Origin of the sequence: Natranaerobius trueperi, assembly GCF_002216005.1 — a bacterium.
Classification (GTDB): Bacteria; Bacillota; Natranaerobiia; order Natranaerobiales; family Natranaerobiaceae; genus Natranaerobius_A; species Natranaerobius_A trueperi.
In genome coordinates this window covers 52,000-78,359 of the sequence record NZ_NIQC01000012.1, presented here as the reverse complement: position 1 = coordinate 78,359, position 26,360 = coordinate 52,000, and the positions used below count along the sequence as shown (strand labels likewise).

Annotated in this window: 21 protein-coding genes and 1 pseudogene; 21 read left to right on the top strand and 1 reads right to left on the bottom strand. The window is 32.8% G+C overall.

From position 1 onward, the window contains the following. Positions 1 to 328 precede the first annotated feature (328 nt). From CDO51_RS06890 to CDO51_RS06880, 3 genes are all read left to right on the top strand, one after another. Positions 329 to 886, top strand: coding sequence for a flavin reductase family protein (locus CDO51_RS06890; protein ID WP_089023567.1), 558 nt, complete (start codon positions 329 to 331; stop codon positions 884 to 886). A 107-nt stretch (positions 887 to 993) separates the two neighbouring features. Then, entirely contained in the window at positions 994 to 1,545 is a 552-nt protein-coding gene (locus CDO51_RS06885) for a hypothetical protein (RefSeq protein ID WP_089023566.1), read from the top strand. Positions 1,546 to 1,640: 95 nt separating this feature from the next. After that, positions 1,641 to 2,390 (top strand): hypothetical protein, encoded by a 750-nt coding sequence (locus tag CDO51_RS06880; RefSeq protein WP_089023565.1) that lies wholly within the window; start codon positions 1,641 to 1,643, stop codon positions 2,388 to 2,390. Positions 2,391 to 2,513: 123 nt separating this feature from the next. On the opposite strand, the gene CDO51_RS06875 is transcribed toward CDO51_RS06880, so the two are convergent. Then, on the bottom strand, positions 2,514 to 3,584 hold the full coding sequence (locus CDO51_RS06875; protein WP_089023564.1) for a hypothetical protein: 1,071 nt from the start codon (positions 3,582 to 3,584) through the stop codon (positions 2,514 to 2,516). A 313-nt stretch (positions 3,585 to 3,897) separates the two neighbouring features. Between CDO51_RS06875 and uvrB the strand changes: the two genes are divergently transcribed. From uvrB to rpoN, 18 genes and pseudogenes are all read left to right on the top strand, one after another. Further along, on the top strand, positions 3,898 to 5,874 hold the full coding sequence (gene uvrB, locus CDO51_RS06870; RefSeq protein WP_089023563.1) for an excinuclease ABC subunit UvrB: 1,977 nt from the start codon (positions 3,898 to 3,900) through the stop codon (positions 5,872 to 5,874). Positions 5,875 to 5,891: 17 nt separating this feature from the next. Beyond that, positions 5,892 to 8,726, top strand: a complete 2,835-nt coding sequence (gene uvrA, locus CDO51_RS06865) for an excinuclease ABC subunit UvrA (protein WP_089023562.1) — start codon at positions 5,892 to 5,894, stop codon at positions 8,724 to 8,726. A gap of 65 nt (positions 8,727 to 8,791) precedes the next feature. Beyond that, the gene (gene uvrC / locus CDO51_RS06860) at positions 8,792 to 10,642 is read left to right on the top strand and encodes an excinuclease ABC subunit UvrC (protein WP_089023561.1); all 1,851 of its coding nucleotides are present in this window, start codon (positions 8,792 to 8,794) and stop codon (positions 10,640 to 10,642) included. Between the two features lie 76 nt (positions 10,643 to 10,718). Next, the gene (locus CDO51_RS06855) at positions 10,719 to 11,360 is read left to right on the top strand and encodes a Crp/Fnr family transcriptional regulator (protein ID WP_089023560.1); all 642 of its coding nucleotides are present in this window, start codon (positions 10,719 to 10,721) and stop codon (positions 11,358 to 11,360) included. Further along, positions 11,361 to 12,155 (top strand): transglycosylase domain-containing protein, encoded by a 795-nt coding sequence (locus CDO51_RS06850; protein WP_089023559.1) that lies wholly within the window; start codon positions 11,361 to 11,363, stop codon positions 12,153 to 12,155. A 93-nt stretch (positions 12,156 to 12,248) separates the two neighbouring features. Then, entirely contained in the window at positions 12,249 to 13,091 is an 843-nt protein-coding gene (locus tag CDO51_RS06845) for an HAD family hydrolase (RefSeq protein ID WP_158212360.1), read from the top strand. Next, positions 13,072 to 14,082, top strand: a complete 1,011-nt coding sequence (locus CDO51_RS06840; protein ID WP_089023557.1) for an alpha-hydroxy-acid oxidizing protein — start codon at positions 13,072 to 13,074, stop codon at positions 14,080 to 14,082. The genes CDO51_RS06845 and CDO51_RS06840 overlap by 20 nt, the downstream gene beginning before the upstream one ends. A 40-nt stretch (positions 14,083 to 14,122) precedes the next feature. Then, entirely contained in the window at positions 14,123 to 14,551 is a 429-nt protein-coding gene (locus tag CDO51_RS06835; RefSeq protein WP_089023556.1) for a PPC domain-containing DNA-binding protein, read from the top strand. Between the two features lie 69 nt (positions 14,552 to 14,620). Next, positions 14,621 to 15,583 carry a 2-hydroxyacid dehydrogenase gene (locus CDO51_RS06830; RefSeq protein ID WP_089023555.1) on the top strand — a complete coding sequence of 321 codons (963 nt, stop codon included), beginning with the start codon at positions 14,621 to 14,623 and terminating at the stop codon, positions 15,581 to 15,583. Positions 15,584 to 15,607: 24 nt separating this feature from the next. Continuing rightward, positions 15,608 to 16,333: a phosphatase gene (locus tag CDO51_RS06825; RefSeq protein ID WP_089023554.1), complete on the top strand. Its 726-nt coding sequence runs from the start codon at positions 15,608 to 15,610 to the stop codon at positions 16,331 to 16,333. A 128-nt stretch (positions 16,334 to 16,461) separates the two neighbouring features. Next, the gene (locus CDO51_RS06820) at positions 16,462 to 17,754 is read left to right on the top strand and encodes a magnesium chelatase ATPase subunit I (protein ID WP_089023553.1); all 1,293 of its coding nucleotides are present in this window, start codon (positions 16,462 to 16,464) and stop codon (positions 17,752 to 17,754) included. Then, positions 17,754 to 19,457, top strand: a complete 1,704-nt coding sequence (locus CDO51_RS06815) for a vWA domain-containing protein (RefSeq protein WP_089023552.1) — start codon at positions 17,754 to 17,756, stop codon at positions 19,455 to 19,457. The genes CDO51_RS06820 and CDO51_RS06815 overlap by 1 nt, the downstream gene beginning before the upstream one ends. 13 nt (positions 19,458 to 19,470) lie before the next feature. Beyond that, on the top strand, positions 19,471 to 20,223 hold the full coding sequence (locus CDO51_RS06810; protein WP_089023551.1) for a PHP domain-containing protein: 753 nt from the start codon (positions 19,471 to 19,473) through the stop codon (positions 20,221 to 20,223). Between the two features lie 62 nt (positions 20,224 to 20,285). Further along, entirely contained in the window at positions 20,286 to 21,176 is an 891-nt protein-coding gene (gene rapZ, locus CDO51_RS06805; RefSeq protein ID WP_089023550.1) for an RNase adapter RapZ, read from the top strand. Positions 21,177 to 21,189: 13 nt separating this feature from the next. Further along, entirely contained in the window at positions 21,190 to 22,545 is a 1,356-nt protein-coding gene (locus CDO51_RS06800) for a gluconeogenesis factor YvcK family protein (RefSeq protein ID WP_089023549.1), read from the top strand. A gap of 218 nt (positions 22,546 to 22,763) precedes the next feature. Beyond that, positions 22,764 to 22,952, top strand: a pseudogene (locus tag CDO51_RS15340) (InlB B-repeat-containing protein); the annotation flags it as partial. A gap of 807 nt (positions 22,953 to 23,759) precedes the next feature. Further along, positions 23,760 to 24,701 (top strand): DNA-binding protein WhiA, encoded by a 942-nt coding sequence (whiA, locus tag CDO51_RS06795; RefSeq protein WP_089023548.1) that lies wholly within the window; start codon positions 23,760 to 23,762, stop codon positions 24,699 to 24,701. Between the two features lie 43 nt (positions 24,702 to 24,744). Next, positions 24,745 to 26,130 (top strand): RNA polymerase factor sigma-54, encoded by a 1,386-nt coding sequence (gene rpoN / locus CDO51_RS06790; protein WP_089023547.1) that lies wholly within the window; start codon positions 24,745 to 24,747, stop codon positions 26,128 to 26,130. The last annotated feature ends 230 nt before the right edge of the window (positions 26,131 to 26,360 follow it).

Below are 26,360 nucleotides of genomic sequence, written 5' to 3'. Positions count from 1 at the left end.
TTGAAGGCTGGTACAACAGAAAAAGAATACATGGAAGTTTAGGTTTCTTAACTCCTCAAGCTTTTGAGGACTTATCAAAACAATCTGCTTAAAACTTAACTTTTTTGTGTCCAAAATATTGACTCAAGTCCACGGCTTAAATTATTACTCTTTCAATATAATAGTATCTCCAAAATTGTTATTAAAACAAATTCTTATATTTCGATTATCGGCGAAACATTTATATCTTTTTAGACATATAATTACTTAAAAATTTATAAACTAAAATAAGAGGTATATAAACGGTTGAGTAAAGTAGGAATGGTAGATAAAAACAGGAGGTGTTTATATGAAAAAGAGTAGCTTTGATCCAGGCACTTACTTATTCCCAGTGCCTTCAGTAATGGTAAGTGTAGCTGACAGTAGTGGTAATAAAAACATACTAACTATTGCTTGGGTAGGGACAGTAAATTCTAAGCCACCAATGATTGGCATAGCAGTACGTCCAGAACGTTACTCGTATGACTTTATAACACAAACAAAAGAGTTTGTAGTTAATATACCTGATGAGAATTTAACATGGGAAGCAGATTATTGTGGTAGTATCTCTGGAAGAAAGGTTAACAAATTTAAAAAAACTGGATTGACACCTAAATCAGGAGATTGTGTAAAAGCACCTTTACTTGCTGAAGCACCCATTAATCTTGAATGTTTAGTGCAAAACATTATTGAATTAGGTAGTCATCATTTTATAATAGGAGAGGTTAAAAAGGCTCATATCGCTGAGAAAATGCTAGATCAAAATGGAAAGCCAGATGTTTTAAAAGGTAAATTAATTACTTTTGGAGGAAAAGGTTATTATAATACAAATGAATATATTTTTAAAAGAGGAGATGCAATAAAATAATACTTATAAACCTCGATGGCTTAAGAGCTGTCGAGGTTTTGTATTTTTAGGTATTAACTGTATACACTAAAACGTGATGATAATAAAAGTTGGAGGTGAAGTACTGGTTGGACTTACAAAATCAATTTCAAAACCACAGTGTTACAGTTCAAAACTTTTCTGATTCAGTTATGAATGATTTACATGTGTTAAGGAATGAATTTAATAATTTGAGATATCAATTACAACAGTTACGTGAACAAGAATTACAATTACAAAGTAAATTGAGTGGTAGTTTATCAACTTTTGAAGAAAAGGCTGGCCAGGGATCTTTATTAAATAATAATAGTCAATTGAAACATGATATTATGCAAAAAAGATCTTCTTTAGATCAACAATGTGTTTATCTATTAGAGCAAACAAACAACATAATTAAGAATTTAGATCAGATAATGAATACTATCCAACAAAATTTAGAAGGTTATTCAGTTCAAACAACAACAATGCAGCTTCAATTAAATCAATTAGAGCAGCAAGTTAATCAAACGTCGAGTCAATCAATTAAAGAGCCTCAAACAACTATGCAAGAAGATGCAGAGCTTAATAAGCCTCTTGAGAATTTATTACAAAACACATTAAATGTTTTAGATAATATTAACAATGATATGCAGAATAGATAAGGAAAAAACCTCCTCTCATAAATGTTTCTAATAATCACAACATAACAAATGCAGGGTTTTAATATAAACCCCCTATAAAAAGGAGGAGGTATTTGATGAATAAAAAGAAAAATGCCTTTGATAAGCTATCTAAAAAGAAGCAAGATGTAGAAATGGGCGGAAGTAGTCAAAGACAAAACCAACAGGGGCAGCAAGGAGGTCAGGCTATGCAAGGCCAACAGAATCAGCAAAACCAACAACAGGGACTTCAGCAAAACGCACAGCAAGGACAACAAAGCAATAACCAACAACAGGGATCTCAGCAAAACGCACAGCAAGGACAACAAAGCAATAACCAACAACAGGGATCTCAGCAAAACGCACAGCAAGGACAACAAAGTAATAATCAACAGGGACAAAATCAAACGTTAAATTCATTAAATCAAAGGTATCAACAAGAGCTTAGTCAGGCTTTACAACAAAATGCTGGTCAACAAATGCAAGGAGGTCCTCAAATTTCATTAAGTCAGTTCCCTCAAATGCTTGATCAATTAAAGCAGCAAGCTCAGCAGCAACAAATGCAAACTGACAAACAGGTACAAGGTTGTTTACAGACTGCTATGCAAGAGCTATCAAAAGCACAGCAAATGATAAGAAACAACCAAGTATATAGTCAGTTAAATCAGGCTATCGACCAGTCTTCACATCAATTTTTAAATGAAATGGGCCAATTGGGTAATGTTCAAAATCAAGGACAGCAAATGAACCAAATGAATCAAATGAATCAAATGCAACAAAATCAGGTAGGAGGGCAACCTCAACAACAGCAACAAAATCAACAACAAATGAATCAACAAGGACAATAACGATTAAGAACTAAATTCTATACAGTTTACGACTTATTGAAAAATAGATCTCCTCCGTAAGACTTATTAACAGGTTCTGTAGTTGATATAAACTACGGAACCTGTTTTTTGTATAGCAATCTGTTATTCTACCCATTTAAATACCACAGGAACCTCTTGGATATCATTTTTTACTGCATAGTCCCTGAATTGGACGTAAATTTCATCCAAGATTTCTTTATCTATATCCCAGTCAGTACAAAATCTGAAATACAAGTAACCTTCTTTATTAATACCTGCTCCCTGTATAGGACCTTCTGGTGCTCGTAACATCTCAAGCTTATCCCATACTTTGTTTTCTCCAAAAATCCTAATTAATTTTTCATACCATTCGTTTTTTTGATAATGGCTGTGATGACTTATGAAGGCACCTCTAGTTTCAATTATAGCTTCCTTTTTCTCTTCTTTGATATTTTTGGGATAATCTCCTTTACGTTCGATCTCTAGAGGATAATATCTAAAATATGAACCGACTTTTTCAGGTAACAACTCAATAGTTTTAAAACTATCTGGGTCTTCTTGTGATACTTCTAGCAACAATATCTGACCATCTTCAAACTCTAAAAGAGCTGGCCGAGAATACCTTACTAAACGCTTGTTTTGATCAGGAGTAAAGTAGGGCTGGAGCTTTTGATAATCTTTTTCAGAAAAGTTTTTGCGGTAATCGTGATCAAGGAGCTCCTCTATTTGCTCACTACTAGAAATATCACCCAACTCGGAATGGTAGAGACGATATGCAGAAGAACTGTCTGCATTTTCGTAACTTCTTATTCCAAGTACTGTGATTAAAACTAAAACTAGCACACCCTTTTCCCACAATTTTAATTCCAAGAACTCCCATAGGGTAAAGATGGATAGTGCAACAAAAAACAAAACTAAAAAACTGTAATCGACTGAAAATCCAGTTAGCTCTTTTATGACTACAGAAAAAATAGTTAATTTAATGTAAGAAATACTAAGAGAAATAAGACGCTTTTTAAGAGAGTTATTATTTTTTAAGTAGTACTGGCGAAGTAGGATAGATGAGACTATAATAAGTGCAGATAGCACTGAAAAAATAACAGTATCTTGTAACCTGGCTCCAGTACTTAAAAAAATGCCCACAAGAATTAAATATAGAATTACTATTAATAAAACACTATCTTTTCTTTTCATGACATAACCTCCATAAAAAACTACAATACTTAAAGCAAAAAAATCTCTTTATAAATTAAGTATACATTATAACTATAAAATCACAAGCTTACAAAGAAATATTTATTTACAAAGACAACTGATTTAGTTATACTAAAATACTACCATCGTTTATTTGTTATAATAAAAGAGAAAAACTTTATATTTAAGAGGTCCTGAAACTGAACAAAACTTTTGTTGAAATGGATTAGAAGGTTTACATTGTAAAATAATGTGATAAAATATAATTATACTGATAATTATTACTAATAATATACAGGGGGGGTGGGATTAAGTGAATGAATTTAAATTAGCAACGCATTTATCACCTAAAGGTGATCAACCAAAAGCAATTGATGAGCTATGTGAAAGTTTAAATGAAAATAATACAAATCAGACATTATTAGGTGTTACAGGTTCAGGGAAAACCTTTACAATGGCAAACGTAATCCAGAGAGTACAAAAGCCCACCCTTGTGATAGCTCATAATAAAACTCTTGCAGCACAACTCTGTGGAGAGTTTAAAGAATTTTTTCCTGACAATGCTGTAGAGTACTTTGTTAGTTATTACGATTATTATCAACCAGAAGCTTATATACCACAAACTGATACTTTTATTGAAAAAGACGCTTCAATAAATGATGAGATAGATAAATTGCGTCACTCAGCGACAAGTGCATTATTTGAACGAAGAGATGTAATAATAGTTGCAAGTGTTTCGTGTATTTATGGATTAGGATCACCATCTGAGTATGAAAATCAAGTGTTATCTCTTAGGTGTGGAATGGAAAAAGACAGAGATGAAATACTAAAAAGATTAGTAGAAATTCAATATACAAGAAATGATGTTAACTTTACAAGAGGTACTTTTCGTGTAAGAGGCGATGTAGTCGAGATTTTCCCAGCTTCATATACTGAAACTGCTGTTAGAATAGAAATGTTTGGAGATGAAATAGACCGTATTACAGAGATAGATACCATGACAGGGGAAATTTTAGCTGAAAGGTCCCATATTGCTATTTTCCCAGCTTCTCACTTCGTAACTGGAAAAGAAAAACTACAAAAAGCTATCGTAAGTATTCAAGAAGAACTTCAAGAACAGTTAGAAAACTTAAATAGAGAAGGGAAAATAGTTGAAGCAAAAAGGTTAGAACAACGAACAAATTATGATTTAGAAATGTTACAGGAGATGGGTTTTTGTCAAGGCATAGAAAACTATTCTAGACATTTAGTTGGACGAAAGACTGGAAGCAGACCATATTGTTTACTTGACTTTTTCCCTGACGATTATTTGATAGTTGTAGATGAATCTCATATGACTTTACCTCAGGTTAGGGGGATGTATGCAGGGGATAGATCAAGAAAACAAACTTTAGTTGATCATGGTTTTCGTTTACCTTCGGCTATGGATAATAGACCTTTAAAGTTCGATGAATTTGAAACAATGATAAATCAGGCTATATATGTTTCTGCTACCCCAGGTCCTTATGAAAAAGAACACAGTGATAGAATTGTTGAACAAATAATTAGACCGACTGGCTTGGTTGATCCTGAAATAGAGGTACGACCTGTAAAAGGTCAGATAGATGACCTATATAGTGAAATTACAAAAAGAGCTGATAAGAACGAAAGAGTTCTGGTTACAACTCTTACTAAAAAAATGTCCGAAGATTTGACTGATTATTTAAAAGAAATGGGAGTAAGAGTTAGATATATGCACTCTGAAATTGACACTTTAGAACGTATGGAAATTGTACGAGATCTTAGGTTAGGACGGTTTGATGTACTTGTAGGAATAAACTTACTCAGGGAAGGGCTTGATCTTCCTGAAGTAAGTCTAGTAGCTATTTTAGATGCTGATAAAGAAGGTTATCTAAGAGATGAACGATCATTAATACAGACTATGGGACGTGCAGCAAGAAATGTGAACGGACAGGTTATCATGTATGGTGATAGAATTACTGATTCAATGAGTTCAGCTATAGAAGAGACTAATCGTAGACGGGAAAAACAGATTGAATTTAATAAAGAACACAATATTACACCAACTACAATTAAAAAGAAAGTCCATGATGTCATTGAAGCAACTAAAACAGTTGAAGAAGAAAAGGAAAGTGTTGTTCCAGACAATATTAGTGAATTAAGTCCTAAAGAACGAAAGAAAGTGATTGAAAAAATTCAAAAAGAAATGAAACAAGCTGCAAAAGATTTAGAGTTTGAACGTGCTACGGAATTAAGGGACTTATTAATTGAGCTAAAAACGAGTGACTAGAAGGGAAGGTGTACCAGGTGCAAAACAAATTAATAGTAAAAGGTGCACGAGAACACAACTTAAAAAATGTTGATCTTGAAATTCCTAGAAATCAGCTAGTTGTTATGACTGGCCTAAGTGGATCTGGTAAAAGCTCTCTTGCTTTTGATACTATTTATGCGGAGGGTCAGAGAAGATATGTAGAGTCACTTAGCGCTTATGCAAGACAATTTCTAGGCCAAATGGATAAACCAGATGTTGATTATATAGAAGGGTTGAGTCCTGCTATTTCTATAGATCAAAAAACTACAAGTAGAAACCCTCGATCTACAGTTGGTACTGTTACAGAAATATATGATTATCTTAGGTTATTATTTGCAAGAGCAGGTAGACCTCATTGTCCGAAATGTCAAAAACCAATAACACAACAAACAGTGGATCAGATGGTAGATCAAATAATTACTTTAGAAGAAGGGACTAAATTTCAAATTTTAGCTCCTATTGTTCGGGGAAGAAAAGGCCAACATGAAAAAACTATCGAAGATGTGAGAAAAAGCGGTTATGTAAGAGCAAGAATAGATGGAGAGGTACGGTTACTTTCAGAAGAAATAAAACTAGAGAAAAATAAAAATCATACTATCGAAGTAGTTATTGATCGTTTAAAAATGAAAGAAGATATCCAAAACCGATTAGCTGATTCTATAGAAAGTGCACTAGATCTTTCTGATGGTATAGTTATTATTCATATTTTAGATCTAGATAATGAATGGATGTTTAGTCAAAAGTACGCTTGTATTGATTGTGGTTTTAGTTTTCCAGAACTTACTCCACGTATGTTTAGTTTTAATAGTCCTTATGGTGCTTGCACTGATTGTGATGGATTAGGTGAAAAACGAGAATTTGATGTTGACTTAATCGTTCCAGATACTAGGTTAACAATTAATGAAGGTGCCATAGCTCCTTGGAGTAGAAACCAAGCTGGTTATTATGCGCAACTTCTCAAAGCTGCTTGTGAATACTTTGAAATTGACATGGATACTCCATTTGAAGAATTAGAAGAACAGGAACAAAATTTAATTTTATATGGTTCAGGTGATAAGAAATTTACATTTAGTTTTACAACAGGTCGTGGTCGATTATATGAGGGCGAAAGAACTTTTGAAGGTGTTATTCCGAATCTTATGAGACACTATAGGACTACAAATTCTGAAAGGTTTAGAGAAGAAATTGAAAACTATATGGCTTCTATTAAATGTAGTTCTTGCAGGGGTAAACGTTTACGATCTGAAAGTTTAGCTGTGACTGTTGGTGGAAAAAATATTGGTCAAGTAACAGATATGACAGTTAATGAAGCTTTGGAATTTTTTCAGAATGTTGAACTTACAGATAAAGAGTGGGCTATAGCACGGTTAATATTAAAAGAAATCAAAGATAGACTAAGCTTTTTAAAGGATGTAGGTCTTGATTATTTAACATTAGAACGTTCAGCTGGAACTTTGAGTGGTGGAGAAGCACAAAGAATTAGACTAGCTACTCAGATTGGCTCAAGTCTAACAGGTGTACTTTACATTTTAGATGAGCCTAGTATTGGACTTCATCAGCGTGACAATGAGAGGTTAATTAGAACATTAGAGAACCTTAGAGACATAGGAAATACTTTAATAGTAGTTGAGCATGATGAAACTACTATGAAAAGAGCAGATCATATAGTAGATATTGGTCCTGGAGCAGGAGAACATGGTGGTGAAGTCGTAGCACAAGGTACAGTAGATGAAATATGTCAAGAAGAAAAGTCTTTAACTGGACAATTTTTAAATAGTACTGAGGCAATAACGATCCCTAAGAAGAGACGAAAACCAAATGGTAAATATCTTGAAGTTAAAGGAGCAAAAGCTCATAATTTAAAAAACTTAAATGTTAAAATACCAATGGGTATTTTTAATTGTGTGACCGGTGTTTCTGGTTCGGGGAAAAGTACTTTAATTCACGATGTGTTATATAAAGGACTTGCTACTAAGCTACACAAAGCAAGTAAAAAACCAGGTGCCCATAAAGAAATAAAAGGCTTAGAACAGTTAGATAAAGTTATTGAGATAGATCAGTCTCCAATTGGTCGAACACCGAGATCTAATCCTGCAACTTATACTGGTGTATTTGATCATATTCGAGAGTTATTTTCAGAATCACCTGAGGCAAAGATGCGTGGTTATAAACCAGGACGATTTAGCTTTAATATTAAAGGTGGACGTTGTGAGGCTTGTAAGGGTGATGGGATTATCAAAATAGAGATGCATTTTTTACCTGATGTATATGTCCCATGTGAAGTGTGTGAAGGTAAACGTTATAATCGAGAGACGCTAGAGGTACGTTATAAAGGAAAGACTATTTCTGATGTATTGAATATGGATGTAAACACAGCTATAGATTTTTTTGTGTCTATTCCAAAAGTTAAAAGAAAACTACAAACTCTTGCTGATGTTGGTTTAGGTTACATTAAGTTAGGTCAACCTGCAACCACTTTATCAGGTGGAGAAGCACAACGTGTAAAACTTGCAACAGAACTTAGTAAGCGTAGTAATGGACGCACTCTTTATATCCTTGATGAACCGACAACAGGACTTCATATGGCAGACGTTAAAAAGTTACTTGGGGTATTACAAAGGTTAGTTGAGGCTGGAGATACAGTACTAGTTATTGAACATGACTTAGATGTTATAAAGACCGCTGATCATATTATTGATCTAGGTCCTGAAGGAGGTTCTGGTGGAGGCCAGTTAATTGCTCAGGGCACTCCCGAGAAAGTTTCAGAGGAACAAGATTCCTATACAGGACAGTTTTTAAGAACGATTTTAAAGAAGCGGGAGACGGCCTAAAGGCCCTCCCGTATTTTTTTGTAAACTGATATAATAATAATATACAGTTTAGCGGAGGGAATTATATGTCAATTGAAGAAAAACTAAAAACTATTCCGACAAAACCAGGCGTATATTTAATGAAAAATGACTCTGGTCGTGTGATCTATGTAGGTAAAGCTATAAACCTAAAAAATCGTGTTCGCTCCTATTTTAATGCATCTAATCAGTCTGTAAAAGTACAGGTTATGGTTCCTAAAATAAAAGACATTGAGACAATAGTTACTGATTCAGAGTTAGAAGCATTAATACTTGAAAATAATTTGATAAAAAAATATCGCCCTAAATATAATGTTAGCTTAAAAGATGATAAAAATTATCCTTATCTTAAAATTACTATAGAAGAAGACTATCCTCGGTTAATAACAGCACGACGGATGGGTAAAAAAGGACGTTATTTTGGCCCTTATCCTAACGCTGGGGCAGTACGAGAAACTATTAAATTGTTAAGAAAACTATTTCCTGTGCGTACATGTAAGGGTGATAAACCCAAAAATATTGGTAAAAGACCTTGTTTGAATTATTATATCGATAGGTGCCTTGCTCCTTGTAATGAAAAGGTGACTATTCTAGAGTATGATAATATGATTAGTCAAATTATTGCCGTATTAGAAGGGAAAGAGGAAGATCTTTTGAAAGAGCTAGAAAGAAAAATGAATCAAGCTGCAGAGGAAATGGAATTTGAAAAAGCAACAGAATATAGAAACCAAAAAACTGCTTTGGAGAAAATTAGACAAAAACAAAAAATTGTTTCAGATAGACAAGAAGATTATGATATTATTGCATTATACACACAGGAAAAAGAAGCGTGTGTTCAAATATTTTACATCCGTGGCGGAAAACTGATGGGTAGAAATAACTTTAAAATTTCAGCAGGTGTCGAAGATGGAGAATCTGATATATTAACTTCATTTATAAAACAATATTATGCACAAGCTACAATAATTCCAAAACAGATTCTAGTTTCTCCTCCCATAGGTGAAAATGATTTAATTAGTAGTTGGTTAACAGAAAAAAGAGGAAGTAATGTAGAAATTAGGGTTCCTCAAAGAGGAGAAAAGTATCAGCTGATGAATATGGCTTTGAAAAATGCAAAATTAGAGTTAGAACAACAAGTTATAAATTCAGAAAAAGAAAAACGCATGACAGAAGGAGCACTAAAGGAATTAGCTTTAAGATTATCATTAACAGAAATACCATTTCGTCTAGAAGGATATGATATTTCTCATACTCAGGGTGAGAGCACTGTTGCTTCTATGGTGGTTTTTGAAGGTGGTTCCCCTAAAAATGATGACTATAGAAGGTTTAGTATAAAAACCACGTCTGGCCCTGATGATTTTAAAGCTATGAATGAAGTGATAAAGCGTAGATTTAATAGAGCAAAAAATGAAGAAACAGATATGCAATCTGAAGGTAATGAAGGTTCGATAAAATTTGCTGTATTACCTGATATTATTGTTATAGACGGTGGTAAAGGGCAATTGAATAGTGCACTTAGAGCTTTAAAAGAAGTAGGATATGAAGATATACCCGTCTTATCCTTAGCAAAACAAGATGAAGAGGTATTTGTACCCGGTAAATCACAACCAATGAATTTTCCAATGGATTCAGAAGCATTAAAACTTCTACAACGGGTAAGAGATGAAGCACATAGGTTTGCTGTAACATATCATAGAAAAAAAAGAGGTAAAGCTATGAAAAAGTCAGTTTTAGATGGGATCCCAGAAATTGGAGAACGTAGAAAAAAAGAGTTACTTCAAACCTTTTCATCAATAGATGAAATAAAGAATGCGGATGAAAAACAATTATTAGAGTTACCGTCAATGAATAAAAAAGCTGTTCAAAATTTATTAGTACACCTCAAGAAAAACATGTGATGAAATAGGGGGGGAGGACTATGTCTGATAATGATTTCGTTTTAGCAAGTTTAAAAAAATAGATATCTTTTCTCATTTGAGCATATCTGAATTGAAAAAATTTGCTGGTTTAGCATCATTAAGGGAATTTTCACAAGGAAGTTTTATTTTTTATCAAGGTGAGCCTGCAGAAGCAATGTTTTATGTTAAAAAAGGAAAAGTGAAAATTGCAAAAGATTCTTATGACGGTCGTGAACAGATACTTCACATAATGAAAAGTGGAAATATTTTTGGAGAAGTTGTCTTATTTGATGATGGTCCCTACCCAGCGACTGCTGAGGTAATGGAAGATACTATCGTTGGAGTTATTACTAAAGAACGTTTTGATGAATATTTAGTAGGAAATCCACATGTCGCTCTCAAAATGATGAGATTATTAGGTAAAAGGTTAAGAAAAGCACAAGCAAGAGTGGCTGATCTTGCATTGAAAGATACCTATTTTAGAACTGTAAGCATGTTATTTAATTTAGTAAAAGAAGAAGATTGTGCTTTCTGTGAAAACAACACTGAAGTTTTAATATCTGCTACTCACCAAGAGCTTGCAAGTATGGTTGGTACATCAAGAGAGAGTATTACAAGAGTATTATCTTCTTTGAAAAATGAAGGGATAGTAAAAACTGATAAAGGGTACATTTCAGTGATAGCACCTGAAAAATTAAAAGAAAAGGTGATAGAATAAATGAAAATATCCTTTTGGGGTAAGGCCCTAGTTGGTTTTTTGACACTTTTTCTAATTGCTTTTAGTTTAGTGAGTTGTGGTTTAGAACAAATTATAACTCATCCTAGGTCACCTTATTATGTAGATTTTATGAACCCTGAACCTATATATAAACAAGATAAAGTAATTCATTTATTAGAAGACGACTTGATGGTATTAGGCTTAGAAGAACGTGACATTCAATATAAATCGTTAGATGAAATACCAAAAGATCTAAAAAGAGCATTTATAGCTATTGAAGATGCTAGGTTTAATGATCATTCAGGATATGATTTAAAGGGAATCGCAAGAGCTATGTGGGTTAATTTAACAAACCGCGAAATACGCCAAGGTGGAAGTACAATTACACAACAATTGGCTCGTAACTTGTTTTTAGGTCATGACCAAAGTTTAGATCGAAAATTATTAGAGTTTGCTTTGGCTATTAAGTTAGAAGAACATTATACAAAAGATGAAATCCTTGAAATGTATTTAAATCAAGTGTATTTTGGAAATGGTAATTATGGTGTAGAACAAGCTTCTAATGATTATTTTAATCAAAGTGTTGAATATCTATCATTACAAGAAGCATCCTTATTAGCTGGAATTGTTCAAGCACCGAGTTTATATTCACCGGTTTCATCTTGGAGTCATGCAACTAGAAGACAGCAATTAGTATTACAAAGGATGGTTGAATTAGATGTTATAACACCGAAAGATGCAGAAGATGCAATTTATGATGAAGTTATAATGTTAAATCAGTTAAACTCTTTTTAAATTGGGGTGTTAAGTTAACATGACAAATAAAATAAAAAATGATAAGATAAAAGCAGTTTGATTTTTTAGTGATTATCTAGGAGGGGAATTAAAGTGTACCGGTTTATTGCTATAGATGTTGATGATACTCTTATAGATAGTGATTTAAATATTACAAGTGATAATAAATTACGCATAAAAGAAGTGATTGAACGAGGTAAATTTATCACTTTAGCGACAGGACGAATGTTTCGTTCTGCTCTTCCTTATGCAAAAGAGTTAGAAATGGACTTACCACTTATAACTTATCATGGAGCATTAATAAAAAAAGCTAAAACTGGGGAGGTATTATACCATCAACCAGTTCCAATAGATTATACGCTACAGATTATAAGGTTATGTCACGATAAAGACCTTCAATTAAATCTATATATAGATGATGAATTGTTAGTAAAAGAGGAAAATGAATTAACAGAATACTATACAAAGATTGCGGAGGTACCTTGTAGAGCTGTTGGTGATTTAGAGACTTATATTAAAAAGTATTCGGATATTGCTCCAACTAAACTAACTATTGTAGCTAATGAGGATATGGTTAATAGATTAAATGTTGAACTAGAGCAGTTTTTTGGAGATGATCTATTGATAACTCAATCAAAGAGCACTTTTTTAGAAATAACTCATAGTGAAGCTAATAAAGGGAATGCGGTTTCTTTTTTAGCTAAGAAACACGGAGTTTCATTAGAAAACACTCTAGCAATAGGTGATAGTTTAAATGACATTCCAATGGTAAAAAAAGCTGGTCTTGGTGTAGCGGTAGCTAATGCAAGGCCACAATTAAAAGAAGTGGCAGATACTATTGTTGGTAGTAATGAAGAAAGTGGTGTAGCACAAGCACTTACAAGATTTGTCTTGAGCGAGTCTAGGAGGGAGATGAATGGAACTAACAGAAATTAGAAAAAAAGCACAAGAACAATTAAGAGGCTACTGCAAGCTATGTAATGAATGTAACGGTGAGGCTTGTCGTGGTCAAGTTCCTGGTTTAGGTGGAGTCGGAACAGGTCGTAGCTTCATTAATAACTATCGCGCCCTAAACATGTATCAACTAAATTTAAGGTCAATGCATCAAGCTATTAGTCCTGAAACTGAATTGATATTGTTTGGAGAAAGACTATCAACACCTATACTACCTGCTCCGATTGGTGGTATGAATGTCAACTTTAATAATATTATTACCGAAGAAGAATATGCAGATAGCATTTCTTATGGTTCTAAAGAAGCAGGTACTTTTTCAACATGTGGAGATGGTGCACTGAATGAAGTATTGCAATCTGGTCTTAATTCTTTTGAAAAACATGAAGTACCAGGAATAGTGTTTATTAAACCAAGATCAGTTGAAGAAATCATAACAAGAATTCGTTGGGCTGAAAATAGTGGAGCTATAGCAGTAGGTGTAGATGTAGATGCTTGTGCTTTTAATATGGCGGAACAGGGTGCTCCAGTTGGTCCGAAATCTTTTTATCAGATGAGACGAATAGTTCAAAGTACATCTTTACCGTTCATAATTAAAGGTATAATGACTGTTCAAGAAGCTGAAATGGCTGTTGAAATGGGAGCTGCTGGTATAGTAGTTTCTAATCATGGAGGTAGAGCTTTAGATTACACTCCAGGTACAGCAGAAGTATTACCGGAGATAGCCGAAAAAGTAAAAGGTGAAATAAATATTATGGTTGATGGTGGTATTAGAAGTGGAATCGATGTCCTGAAGGTCTTAGCATTAGGTGCTGAGTTTGCTTTTGTTGGAAGGCCAGTGTTACATGGTGCTTTTGCCCAAAAAGGAGAAGGTGTTAAATCAGTACTTGAAAGAATGACAAGTGAACTCAGAAAAACGATGATGTTAACAGGTTGTGCTCATGTAAAAGCAATTGATGAACGTGTAATTTATTAATTTGTACTTATATATATCATAATTGAAGAGGGGGATTCAATTGCAAATCAAGGAGTTTTCTAAAGGACGAATCTTTATGGGTAGATTACCTAAAGGAAAAGATCTGTTATCATCTATTGAAGAAGCTGCACGAAATCAAAATGTAATAACTGGAAGAGTTGAAGTTATTGGAGCTGTAGAGAAAGCAGTTATTGGATTTTATGATAAAAAGGAACGGTCTTATAAATCGATTTCATTAGATAAGCCTCTTGAAATAATACAAGCTGTAGGGAACCTTTCTATTAAAGATAATGATGTAAAGGCTCATGTCCATGTAAGCTTAGGAGATAGTGAAGGCTATACTTATTCCGGACATCTTATGGAAGGAACTGTTATCTTTGCTAGTGAAATTTACATCCAAGAGGTTGTTGGTCCGAAATTAGAAAGAACTTTTGATGAACCTACTGGGCTTCCTCTTTGGGAAATTTAAAACCTGATTTACTAATATAGGGGTGGACTTAAGTCCATCCTTTTTTAACAAAGAATAGAGGTGAGTATTATGAAAAAAGTTTTTATTACAAGTAATATACCAAAAGCAGGCTTATCATTACTAAAAGATAAATTTCAGTTAACCTTTCATGAACCATTAGATAGGCAAATTACAGAAGAGGAGCTAATAGAGGCTTCTAAAAACCATGACGCAATTATTACTATTTTAAGTGATCCAGTTACTGAACGAGTGATTTCGGCGGGTGGAGATAAACTCAAAATTGTTGCCAATTACGGAGCAGGCTTTAATAATATAGATATCGATACGTGTAAAAAAAGAAATGTTCAAGCAACTAATACCCCTGGTGTTTTACATAAAACAACTGCTGATTTAACATTTGCAATGATTTTATCCATTGCAAGAAGGTTAAAAGAATCTGAACAGTTTCTTAGAGACGGTAACTTTGGTGGATGGAAACCTGACCTATTTTTAGGTTCAGATATACATAATAAAACTCTTGGGATAATAGGTTTAGGAGAAATTGGTCAAGAAGTAGCTAAAAGAGCTAAAGGTTTTAATATGAAGACATTATACTATAAACGAACTCAACTTTCACAAAAAGAAGAGCAAGAATTAAACGTTAACTATGCTTCTTTTGAGCACATATTAAGTGAAAGTGATTTTCTTTCATTACATGTTCCCTTAACTGAAAAAACACATCACCTAATATCTAAAGACGAATTTGTAAAAATGAAAAATGATGCTTTCTTAATTAATACCTCACGTGGACCTGTTGTAGATGAGAGCGCATTAGTAAAAGCTCTAGAAACTAATCAAATTCGTGGTGCTGCACTTGATGTATTTGAAGAAGAACCTAAAGTACATAATGGTCTTTTAAATAGAGAAGATTGTCTATTACTACCTCATATAGGAAGTGCAACACAAAAGTGTAGAGACGATATGTCAATTTTAACATGTAAAAATGTTTTAGCAGTTCTTGAAGGCAAAGAACCACTTACACCTGTTGTTTAAAGTACTGTTTGGGAGGTGAAAAGAATGAAATTGGAAGCAGATCTACATACACATACAATCTCGAGTGGTCATGCTTATAGTACTGTCAAAGAGATGGCTGAAGCTGCAAGTAGAAAAGGGTTACAAATGATTGGTATTACAGATCATGGACCCGCTATGCCTGGCGGTCCTCACCTTTATCATTTTGGTAACTTAAAGGTTCTACCAGAAGAATTATATGGTGTTGAGATATTGCAAGGTGTGGAAGCTAATATTGTTGACCATGATGGTAATATAGATATACCAGAACGTTATCTTCACAAATTAGACTGGATTGCAGCTGGATTTCATCCCATTTGTTATCCTGGCGGTAACTTAGAAGAAAACACAAAAGCTATGATCAAGGCTCTAGAGAATCCTTTTGTGGATGTAGTTGTACACCCAGGTAATCCTGAATTTCAAGTAAACGGAGAAAAAATAGTAAAAGTAGCAAGAGACCTAGGAAAATTATTAGAACTTAATAATAGTAGTTTAACTGTTTCTAGGCAAGGAAGTGAAGAAAACTGTGAGTTAATTGCTTCTTTAGTAGCCAACCATGGTGGCCAAGTAGTTATTGGAAGTGATGCCCACTATTGTGAAGATGTAGGTAATTTGTCTAAAGCATTACAAATGGCTATAGATTCAGGTTTAACAGAGGAACATATATTAAACACTTCTGTAAGTAAAATTAAAACTTTCCTTTCAAAAAGAGGTCGTGAACGATTTATCTAAAAGCCCAGTAGAGGGCTTTTTTTTTAATCTAGAAACATTGGTTGAAATTGTAAATTATTTTATGTTTGATATTCTTTTAGAATGCTAACAATAAGTTAAGGAAAATAGTTGAAAATTGAGGTGATATCATGTTAAATACCGCACAGGGTCCAATAATACACGAAGGAAATAGTGATCTACTTAAGTTGATGAGAATTTCGGTATTTTCAACCTACTTAGGTATCCCACATCATATTCATGCTGAAGGTTTACGTGGTACTGGCAAAACAACACTATTACGTAGTTGTACTGAATTCTTACCTAAAATTAAAAGGATTAGAGGATGTGTATATAATTGTCATCCACACTTTCCTCATTGTCCTGAGCATAAAGATTTACCAAAAACATTAATTGAAAATATTGGTACAGAGTGGATTCCTATGCCTTTTCTAGAAATTTCTCATGGTGCTAAACCAGGAACTGTTATAGGTAGCATTGATCTCAAAAAAATAACAGATCAACAAAAACCTCAAGCTGGGATTTTACCTGGAATAATACCTAAAGCACATAGAGGAATAATATTTGTTGATGAGATAAATAGGTTAGCAGATACATCCCCAGAGTTAACTGATATACTTTTAGATGTTATGGGTACAAAACCAGGGAAAGTACAAATTGAAGAAACTGGTTTATCTAAGGTAGAATTACCGGTAAATTTATCTATATGGGCGGCTTCTAATCCAGATGAAGACCCTGGCTCTTTAAAGACAGTACGAAGACAATTATCAGATAGATTTGACTTCACTGTAGATGTATATCGACCAACAGAATCGAAGATAGTTGAAAAAATAATTGAAGATGAACGAGAAAAAGAACTAGCAATTGAAAGTTTGATAGATACTAAGACTTTATCACCACATCAATATGATGAAACTGGTGAAAGCTATGAACAACTATTAAGCTTACCAGAGGACATAAAACAGTTACTTGCCTCAATATATATTGATTATAATATTGAAAGTATCAGGGCTGTTAAAGCTATTAAGTTTGGTTCAGTATTTCATGCTAAATTAACTAATAAAGATACTATAAATCTTGAAGATGTTTTACAAGTGGTTGAACATGCATTAAAGCATCGTGTGAGTGATGAAACAAGAAAAGATGTGATTAATATGTTGAGTGAAGTAAATGAAGGAAATAGAGATAAAACTTTTGAGAGTGATAGAAACCAGATGGATACTAGGAAAACTATTAATAATGAGATGATTTCAAAAAACCGGTCAAAACAAATTTTTAAAGAATTATTTAGTAAAATCCGCCAGAAGTTAAATAAACCAACAAAAGATAAAGTAGTGACAACTAAAAAGCCTGCAAGAAGTCTTGAAGAGCTTTCTCAAACAGAGGATAATGACATCATAAAAGAAGGAGAGAATGAAAAATAATGAAACCTGAACTATCATTTCCTGTTAGAAAGTTAGTTGAGGTATTAAAAAATAATCAAGGGTTAATTTTAGGTGAGTCAACAGCAGTGAGTACTAGGGTTCATTCTATGACCCCAAAGTACCCAGGTGTTATTAAAGCTTCAGAAAGTGATGCAGGTGAGGTTTTTTATTCTAGAAAAAAACCCCATGAAGTTATCCATATAGACTGTTTTCATGAAATAGGGCATTTAGATCATGTTAAACTTGCAAATTATTTAAAAGAAAAAATGCCTGAGGTTATTAAAGAGCATAGTTTGGATGAAAAATTTCCTGACTATATAGATATTCAAACAGGAACCGGGGGAGGACGTTTAACTGGTTCACTTTCCTATGGGAAGAAGAATACTTTAAAACAAGCACATAAAAACCATGTTCACTTAGCTATGTATCTTTTACCAGAAAAGTATGGTGCTATCTATTCAATAGTTTGGTATTTAGAAAAAGGTATCATGGAGCAAAATTTTGAGCTAAGAAAAATAGATAAGATAATAATAAAGCCTTTTAAACAATGTGGTAATGGTGATTCATCACTAGAAGACTATTCTACTGATTCTGATAGTAATTTAAAAGAAAATAGTAATAATTATGGAAGCAGAAAAACCACTGAAACTAAAGCAAATCAAGTTAAAGAAATAGCTAATAAAGAAGGTGGTGTTTCAGAAGCAATTGAAATGATGAAAGACTTGCAAGTTGGAGTTTCTAAACAAAACTTTTTTTCTAAACATTTCAGACGCAGAGAATTATTTCAAAGTTTACAAGAAAACAAAATTGCAAAAGAACAAAATGGAAAAATAACACTAACTAAATATGGTGAAGAGTTAATCAGTTTTATGAGAAAACATCTACCAGAGATTGAATCTAGATTAAAAATGATGGTCCGTGACATGTCAAGGCAAGGTGAAGTCTCCGTAAAGAAATTAAAAAGAAGGCATGGAGAAAACAAAAATCATATGACAACCATAGGTAAATTAGCGCAAAAACCTAAAGTAGATGATCATTTAGAACATTTAGCTTTACCAGAAACAATAGTCGCTAGTGCTATTCGTAGTATTAAAGACAATAATAATATCAAAATTGATTCAGAAGATATTAGGGTGATGTCTAAACAAAAACATGCAACTTTAAATCTATGTTTTTTAGTTGACGCAAGTGGCAGTATGGCAGGAAGAAGGATGCAAGAAGTAAAGTTTTTGGCTGAACACGCTTTGCTTTCTGGTCGTGATCGTATATCAGTTATAACATTTAGAGAAGATAAGGCAACAGTAGAAATTCCTTTTACAAAAAATTGGAACCAATTACGTAAAGGGTTGTCAAGTGTAAAAGCATTTGGTTTAACTCCTATGGCTAAAGGCATTGAAGAAGGTAGGAAGTTTTTGTTAGAAAAAATTAAAGAAAATACAAATAAGCGAAATACCTTTTTAGTATTAATAACAGATGGACTACCAACTATTTCAGCTAATGGTGAAGATCCATTTCGAGAAACTTTAAAATCTGCTGAAAAGATAAAAGAAGCTGGAATTAAGTTTATATGTATAGGTTTAAAACCAAATGTAGAATTTTTGGAAAAACTAGCTGAAAGATCAGGTAGTTCCCTATATATTGTCCAAGAATTAGAAAGTCAATCTTTAGCTAATATAATTGCACGAGAGAGAAATCTAGGATAGGGAGGAACCTAGAGTGAAGGTTTTAGCTGATTATCATACTCATACCAACTTTAGTCATGGTAAAGGTACTATAGAAGATAATGTGATGGCCGCAAGAGATCAAGGACTAGAAGAGGTAGCTATAACTGATCATGGACCAAGAAGTTTTAGAATCGGTATAAATGGAATGAAATCATTAAAAAAAATGAAACAAACAATTAATCATTTAAATGATAGGTATAATGATATTAAAGTCTTGTTAGGAATGGAAGCAAATGTTGTTTCTCTTGATGGTTATTTAGACATAGATAATAACTTTTTAGAATATCTTGATATATTAAACGTGGGACTTCATCCAATGGTATATCCTAAGTCATTTAGGGATTTTAAAGAGTTATTTTTAATTAATTGGTGGCATAGAATAGCACCTGGTAATGATAAAAAACAAAAACTAGCTGAAATTAGAAAACGTAATACTAATGCTATTCTAAAAGCTTTAGATAACTATCCTGTATTTATTGTTACCCATCCAGGTTTACATATGGATATAGATACTTTTGAATTAGCTAATAAATGTAGTAAACAAGGAGCTAAGTTAGAGATCAATTGTTCTCATGCAAGTAAGCTTACTGATTATGTTAAAACTGCAGTAAAGGCAAATAATAATATTGAGTTTGTAATATCTAGTGATGCCCACGAACCATGTGAAGTAGGTAAGCTAGAAAAGGGTGTGAATCTATGTAAGCAAGTAGGGATCTCTACTGAACGGATTGTTAATATCACATAAACAATAAGCAGGATTATATTCTTGTGATAGAGAATTTTATTTTAAGGAAGGGTGATATTTTTATGGAACAAGAAACTAGATTTAATCAGGTTAGATTTGTAATTATCACAGGTTTATCAGGAGCGGGTAAATCAATAGTTGTTCAAAGTTTTGAAGACTTAGGATATTTTTGTGTGGACAACCTACCTCCTACTTTTATACCTAAATTCGCAGAACTATTACGACAATCTGAAGGCAGGATAAATAAAATAGCTTTGGTTTCTGACATAAGAGGAGGTAAATTTTTTGAATCATTGCAATCTGCTCTTGAACAGTTGAAAGAGCTTAGTATAGAATATGAAATATTGTTTTTAGAAGCAGACACTTTAGAGCTAATTAAACGCTTTAAAGAAACAAGGAGAAAGCATCCCCTTTGGGACAAATATAAAGGTGTTAAAAAAGCCATTGAGCAAGAACAAAAAGAATTAGAACTAATCAGAACTAAAGCAAATATGATTATAAATACGAGTACAATGACTCCAAAACAGTTAAAAGAAAAGATTAGTAGACGATATACACCAAAGGATAAATACCAAGAAAACCTATCTATAAGTATCATGAGTTTCGGTTTTAAACATGGGTTACCACTTGACCCTGATTTAGTTTTCGATGTTAGATTTTTACCTAATCCTTACTATTTAGATGATTTGCGTCCACTGTCTGGAAATGATAAACGAATAGATGAGTATGTCAGAGGTTTTCAGGTCACACAAGATTTTATGGATAAGTTATTAGATATGTTAAAGTTTTTATTACCCAACTATTTAAAAGAAGGTAGGACTCAACTTATTATAGCAATTGGATGTACAGGCGGAAAACATAGGTCGGTAGTTTTAGCAAATTGGTTAAAAGAACAACTTATCCAAGTGGGATATCTAATTAATATTCAACATAGAGATATAGATAAAACGTAGGAGGGCCTCATAAGTGAATTTTTTTAAGTGGTTATCCCCTGGCTTAAAAGTTAAAAGATGGGTATTACTTGTGATATTAGGTATTTTGAGTACATTGTTTGGTACAATTATAATCCTAGGTCCATATCGACTTGCTGTAATTGGAACTCAAAGTTTTGAAGCATTAGGTGAGGTTTTAGGTTCTTATTCAAGATATAATGGAATATTTTTTCTAGTATTGGGTGTTTTGACTTTTTGGTATGGGTCTAAAAAAATCATAAAATCTGTAGTCTCTGCCATTTTACCTGATGAAGAAGATAGATTAGTTCAAATACTAGATAAACGTCGTCAACAAAAAGTGGGTCCTAAAATTGTTGCATTAGGTGGTGGAACTGGATTACCAAACTTACTACGAGGGTTGAAACCTTATACACAAAATATCACAGCTGTGGTTACAGTTTCAGATGATGGTGGAAGCTCTGGTAAATTAAGAGGAGAGCTTGGAATGCTACCACCAGGAGATGTGAGAAATTGTCTATTAGCTCTCGCAGATACAGAACCTTTAATGGAAGAAATTTTTAATTATAGATTTGAAAAAAGCGGTGACTTGAAGGGGCACAATGTAGGTAACTTAATAATAGCAGCCCTGAATGATAAAAAAGGGTTTAAAGAAGCACTATCATCAATTAGCAGAGTGTTAGCAGTAAAAGGTCAGGTACTGCCTGTAGTAGATAAATCATTAACATTGAAAGCGATATGTACAGATGGTTCTGAACTAGTTGGTGAAACTAATATTTCAAGTAGTAAAAAAGAAATTGATAGGATATTTATAGCAGAGAAAAATGTTACTCCTCTTCCCGAAGTTTTACAAGCTATAAAGGAAGCTGATGCTATTGTTTTTGGACCAGGGAGTCTTTATACTAGTATTTTACCTACATTAATTGTACCAAGTATACCAGAGGCCATATATAACTCATCAGCTGTAAAAATGTATGTTTCTAATATAATGACCCAGCCTGGAGAAACTGATGATTATACTGCTTCTGAACATGTAGAAGCTATATTTCATCATACAGGTAATAATATTATAGATACTGTTCTAGTAAATGATAATAAAATTATTGAAAAACATTATGAGTTATTAGATAAATACAGACAGGAAGATCAAGTTCCAGTAATACCGGATTATAAAAGTTTACGAAAACTTTCCGTAAAAACTATCCAAGAAGATTTTAGCAGCCGTGATTCTGTAATTAGGCATGACTCATCAATATTAGGTAAGGTGATTATTAAAGAAGTGATTAAAGAAAAATTGGCTAAGGATAATAAAATAACTTCTTGGCCAGCTATTAAAATCAATAATTTTAAAAGGAAGAATAACCATGAGTGATTTTATTAGATGATAGTTATTAGTCAATTTCCTTTAAGGGTGATATGGATATCGAAAAGTAAAATGATTTTTTACAAAATACAATGATAATGTTTCATTTGTAAAATTAACCATTACATGTAATAAATCAATAATAGAGATAACTAGAGAAATCATTTCGTATGCAGATGGTTGTATTATGACGAAATAGAGGTACAAACTGCCCTGAAGATGTTGGAAAAATTGAAGGTGAAGGAACTTATAAACATGGTGAAAAAGTTAACTTACAAGCAGAGCCTAATGAAGGCTTTGAGTTTATTTCTTGGAAAAAATATGGAGAAGAAGTAAAAGAGAAATCTTTTGAATTTGAAGAAGATAAGACTACATCGCTAAATTCAATCAGATTTTGGTACCTGATAAAAACTTAAAAGAGGCAATAATTGGTGAATTGGAATTGATTATATTACTAAAGAGGATCTAAGAGTAAGACGTTTATCTGTTGGTAATGAAAATATTTCTGATTTAGAAGGACTACAGTACGCCGACAATTCGGAAAGACTTGATTTACGAGGAAACAATATCTCGAGTTATTCACTTCTAAAGGATAACAAAAATTTAAATTTAAGTATCGTTACTGAACAACTTTGAGAAGATTTATCAATTTTTCAAGACATTAATAAACTGACAGTTTATACTGAAGATCGTGATTATACTAAGGATACGGAAAATCTTAACTCACTTAAAGAATTAGAAAATACAGAATTACAAATAAATATTTCTGATTCAGCTCAAGATCTGCGTTCGCTAGCTAAGTCAATTGGTAATTTCAGCTTTATTATACGTATTAAGAGAAAATCATATAATATGTCTGTAGGAGGACTGACAAGATGAATAACAAATGATTTATTTCTTTGTTAACTTTTATTTCAAGAAGGTAGAGATTGAAGTGATTCCGAACTGAAAGAAAAAGTAGGTTTGGAGACTAATATGCTGTCATCTTCTGATTTATGTGCCTTAAAGATAATGGCAGCGCTCTAATTTTTGATAAAGAGAACTGCTATTTTTTTAATGTGAAAAAATTGTGATTTGTTTGATGTGAATTTGCTTGTGATTCTTAAATTTCAATTCGAAAATCAAACGCCTTGGGTAATTTCCCGGACTTTTTTTAATTTATTCAATCTATGGTATAATAGTATTCGAATAGTAAAATGTTGTTGTTAGTGGGGGATGGATGGATGTCTTTTGCAAAGTCATGCAAAAATGAATTAGCTAGGTTAGAGATTAAAAAGCATTGTTGTGAACGTTCAGAATTAGCCGCATTTGTTCATATGAATGGATCACTCACTCTTACTGATGACGTAACTTTACAATTAAGTACTGAAAATCCTGCTATTGCCCGTCGTATTTATAGTCTTTTTAAAGATAAATTTCATAAGGATATGCAAATATTAATGAGAAAAGGAATTAGACTGCAGAAAACTAACAGTTATGCTTTAAAATTAACAGGTAAAGATAAAGTTATTCATATACTATCTAGTTTAGGTATAACTGAAGGCGGATTTCAAATAACTAAAGGAATAAATAAGGATATGATCAAAACCCGTTGTTGTAAGAGAGCTTATTTAAGAGGTGCTTTTCTAGCTAAAGGTTCAGTAGTAAACCCAGATTCAAGTTATCATCTAGAAATTACAGCAGACTATGAAGAATATTTGGATGACCTAGTAAATGTAATGGAAAAATTTGAGATTCAGCCTGGTAAAATTACAAGAAAGAAAGAATATGTTGTATATTTGAAAGATAGTGAGCAAATTTGTGAATTCATAAATGTTATTGGTGCTCATAAGACACTTTTAGATTACGAAAATGTAAGGGTAATGAAAGGTATGAGAAATAAAATTAACAGGCTTGTAAATTGTGAAACAGCTAATTTACAAAAAACAGTTGTAGCATCTTTACGACATATTAATAATATTAAGACTATAGATGAAAAACTAGGGCTATCTAATTTACCAAGCAACTTACAAGAGATAGCTTTTAAACGTGTTGAATACCCTGAAGCTAATTTGAAAGAGTTAGGTGAATTATTAGAGCCCCCCGTTGGTAAATCAGGTGTAAATCATAGGTTACGAAAAATAGAAAAGCTTGCGGAAAGGTTAGACCAAAAACAGCCTCATTAAATATATATTTAAGAAAAGTGGAGACTAGGGGGAGTGTGTAACTATGAAGTTGGGGTTTGATCTTAACCTAGAACAAAAGCAACAGCTTATTATTACTCCAGAGCTGAAAAAAGCTATAGAATTATTACAATTGTCGGGAATGGAATTAAATAACCATATTGAGCAAGAACTAGCTGAAAACCCCATGTTAGAAGTTGCTACTAGTGAAGAAGAACCAAAAGAAAATGAAACAAGTGAAACGTTTGATATTGATTGGCAGAAGTATTTTGAAGACTCAAGCGATATAGGAAAACATGTAGGCACCGGGATGAGTGAAAATAAAGAAAGTTTCGAAAATTACACACCTTCATCAACAAACTTATTTGAGCATTTATTTTTTCAATTATCTCTTATAACTACAGAAGAGTATCGTGAAATAGCTGAATATTTGATTGGAAATTTAGATCCGAATGGGTATTTAAGAGGTTCATTAGAAGAAATGTCACAATTAATTGATGTTAAATATTCTGAGTTAGAAAAAGCTTTGAAATTAGTTCAGAGCTTAGACCCTCCAGGTATAGGAGCTAGAAGTTTAAAGGAATGTCTTTTGTTACAACTTGAAAGAAAAGACGACTACCCTAAGTTATCTTATAAATTAATTGAAAATTACTTAATTGAAATAGGGGAAAATCGTTTGAGTAAAATAGCTGAGAAAACAGGTGAATCAGTAGTAGAAGTTCAAAAAGCTGTAGATTATATTAAAACATTAACACCAAAACCAGCAAGTACTTTTTCAATAGATAGTTCTTCTGAATATATTTCACCAGATATAGTAATAAAACGGGTAGAAGATGATTATGTAGTAATTATTAATGACTCAATGAACCCTAAACTAAAAATTAATTCTATGTATAAGAGTATTCTATCTAAAGCAAATAAGAATGAAGCAGCAGATTCAGCGACGAAATTCTTGAACTCAAAGTTAGACTCAGCTTTGTGGTTAATAAAGAGCATAGAGCAACGTCGACTTACGTTACACAATATTGTTAATAAACTAATAGAATTTCAGAAACCTTTTTTAGATAATGGAGTATCCTATTTAAGACCTTTGACACTAAAACAGATTGCGGAACAGATTGGTGTTCATGAATCCACTGTTAGTAGAGCAACTGCAAATAAATATGTGCAAACACCACAAGGGGTTTTCCCATTAAGATACTTTTTTTCAAGTAAAGTAGAGAATACAAAAACAGATTCTAGCTCTTCTACTAGTATTAAGCATAAAATTAAAAACTTAATTGAAAACGAAGACAAAAAGCAACCTTTAAGTGATCAAAAAATTTCAGAGATATTAAAAGAATCCGCAATAAATATTTCGCGTCGTACAGTTGCAAAATATAGAAAAGAGCTCAATATTCCATCATCTTCTAAAAGAAAGAGGTACCATTAAGTAATGTTTGGTACCTCTTTCTTCCTAGGTAAGGGAAAAAACTATTGAAGTTTTTTAAATGTTATTATATGATGATAGGTGAGACTTATCAGATATATTTTTTTACATTAAGATGGACAAAATCACCCCTCCGGGACAAAAAGTAGCCATTTTTATGGCAATTTACTTACACACTATATTTTACACCTAGAATTTAAAATTGTAAATGTACGGACTTCACCATAAAAGGA

Excerpts from the sequence above, each read along its gene's own strand:
- CDO51_RS06890 (WP_089023567.1), top strand. The coding sequence starts at position 329 with ATGAAAAAGAGTAGCTTTGATCCAGGCACTTACTTATTCCCAGTGCCT.
- CDO51_RS06880 (WP_089023565.1), top strand. The coding sequence starts at position 1,641 with ATGAATAAAAAGAAAAATGCCTTTGATAAGCTATCTAAAAAGAAGCAA.
- CDO51_RS06875 (WP_089023564.1), bottom strand. The coding sequence starts at position 3,584 with ATGAAAAGAAAAGATAGTGTTTTATTAATAGTAATTCTATATTTAATT.
- uvrC (WP_089023561.1), top strand. The coding sequence starts at position 8,792 with ATGTCAATTGAAGAAAAACTAAAAACTATTCCGACAAAACCAGGCGTA.
- CDO51_RS06850 (WP_089023559.1), top strand. The coding sequence starts at position 11,361 with ATGAAAATATCCTTTTGGGGTAAGGCCCTAGTTGGTTTTTTGACACTT.
- CDO51_RS06840 (WP_089023557.1), top strand. The coding sequence starts at position 13,072 with ATGGAACTAACAGAAATTAGAAAAAAAGCACAAGAACAATTAAGAGGC.
- CDO51_RS06830 (WP_089023555.1), top strand. The coding sequence starts at position 14,621 with ATGAAAAAAGTTTTTATTACAAGTAATATACCAAAAGCAGGCTTATCA.
- CDO51_RS06825 (WP_089023554.1), top strand. The coding sequence starts at position 15,608 with ATGAAATTGGAAGCAGATCTACATACACATACAATCTCGAGTGGTCAT.
- CDO51_RS06820 (WP_089023553.1), top strand. The coding sequence starts at position 16,462 with ATGTTAAATACCGCACAGGGTCCAATAATACACGAAGGAAATAGTGAT.
- CDO51_RS06815 (WP_089023552.1), top strand. The coding sequence starts at position 17,754 with ATGAAACCTGAACTATCATTTCCTGTTAGAAAGTTAGTTGAGGTATTA.
- rapZ (WP_089023550.1), top strand. The coding sequence starts at position 20,286 with ATGGAACAAGAAACTAGATTTAATCAGGTTAGATTTGTAATTATCACA.
- whiA (WP_089023548.1), top strand. The coding sequence starts at position 23,760 with ATGTCTTTTGCAAAGTCATGCAAAAATGAATTAGCTAGGTTAGAGATT.
- rpoN (WP_089023547.1), top strand. The coding sequence starts at position 24,745 with ATGAAGTTGGGGTTTGATCTTAACCTAGAACAAAAGCAACAGCTTATT.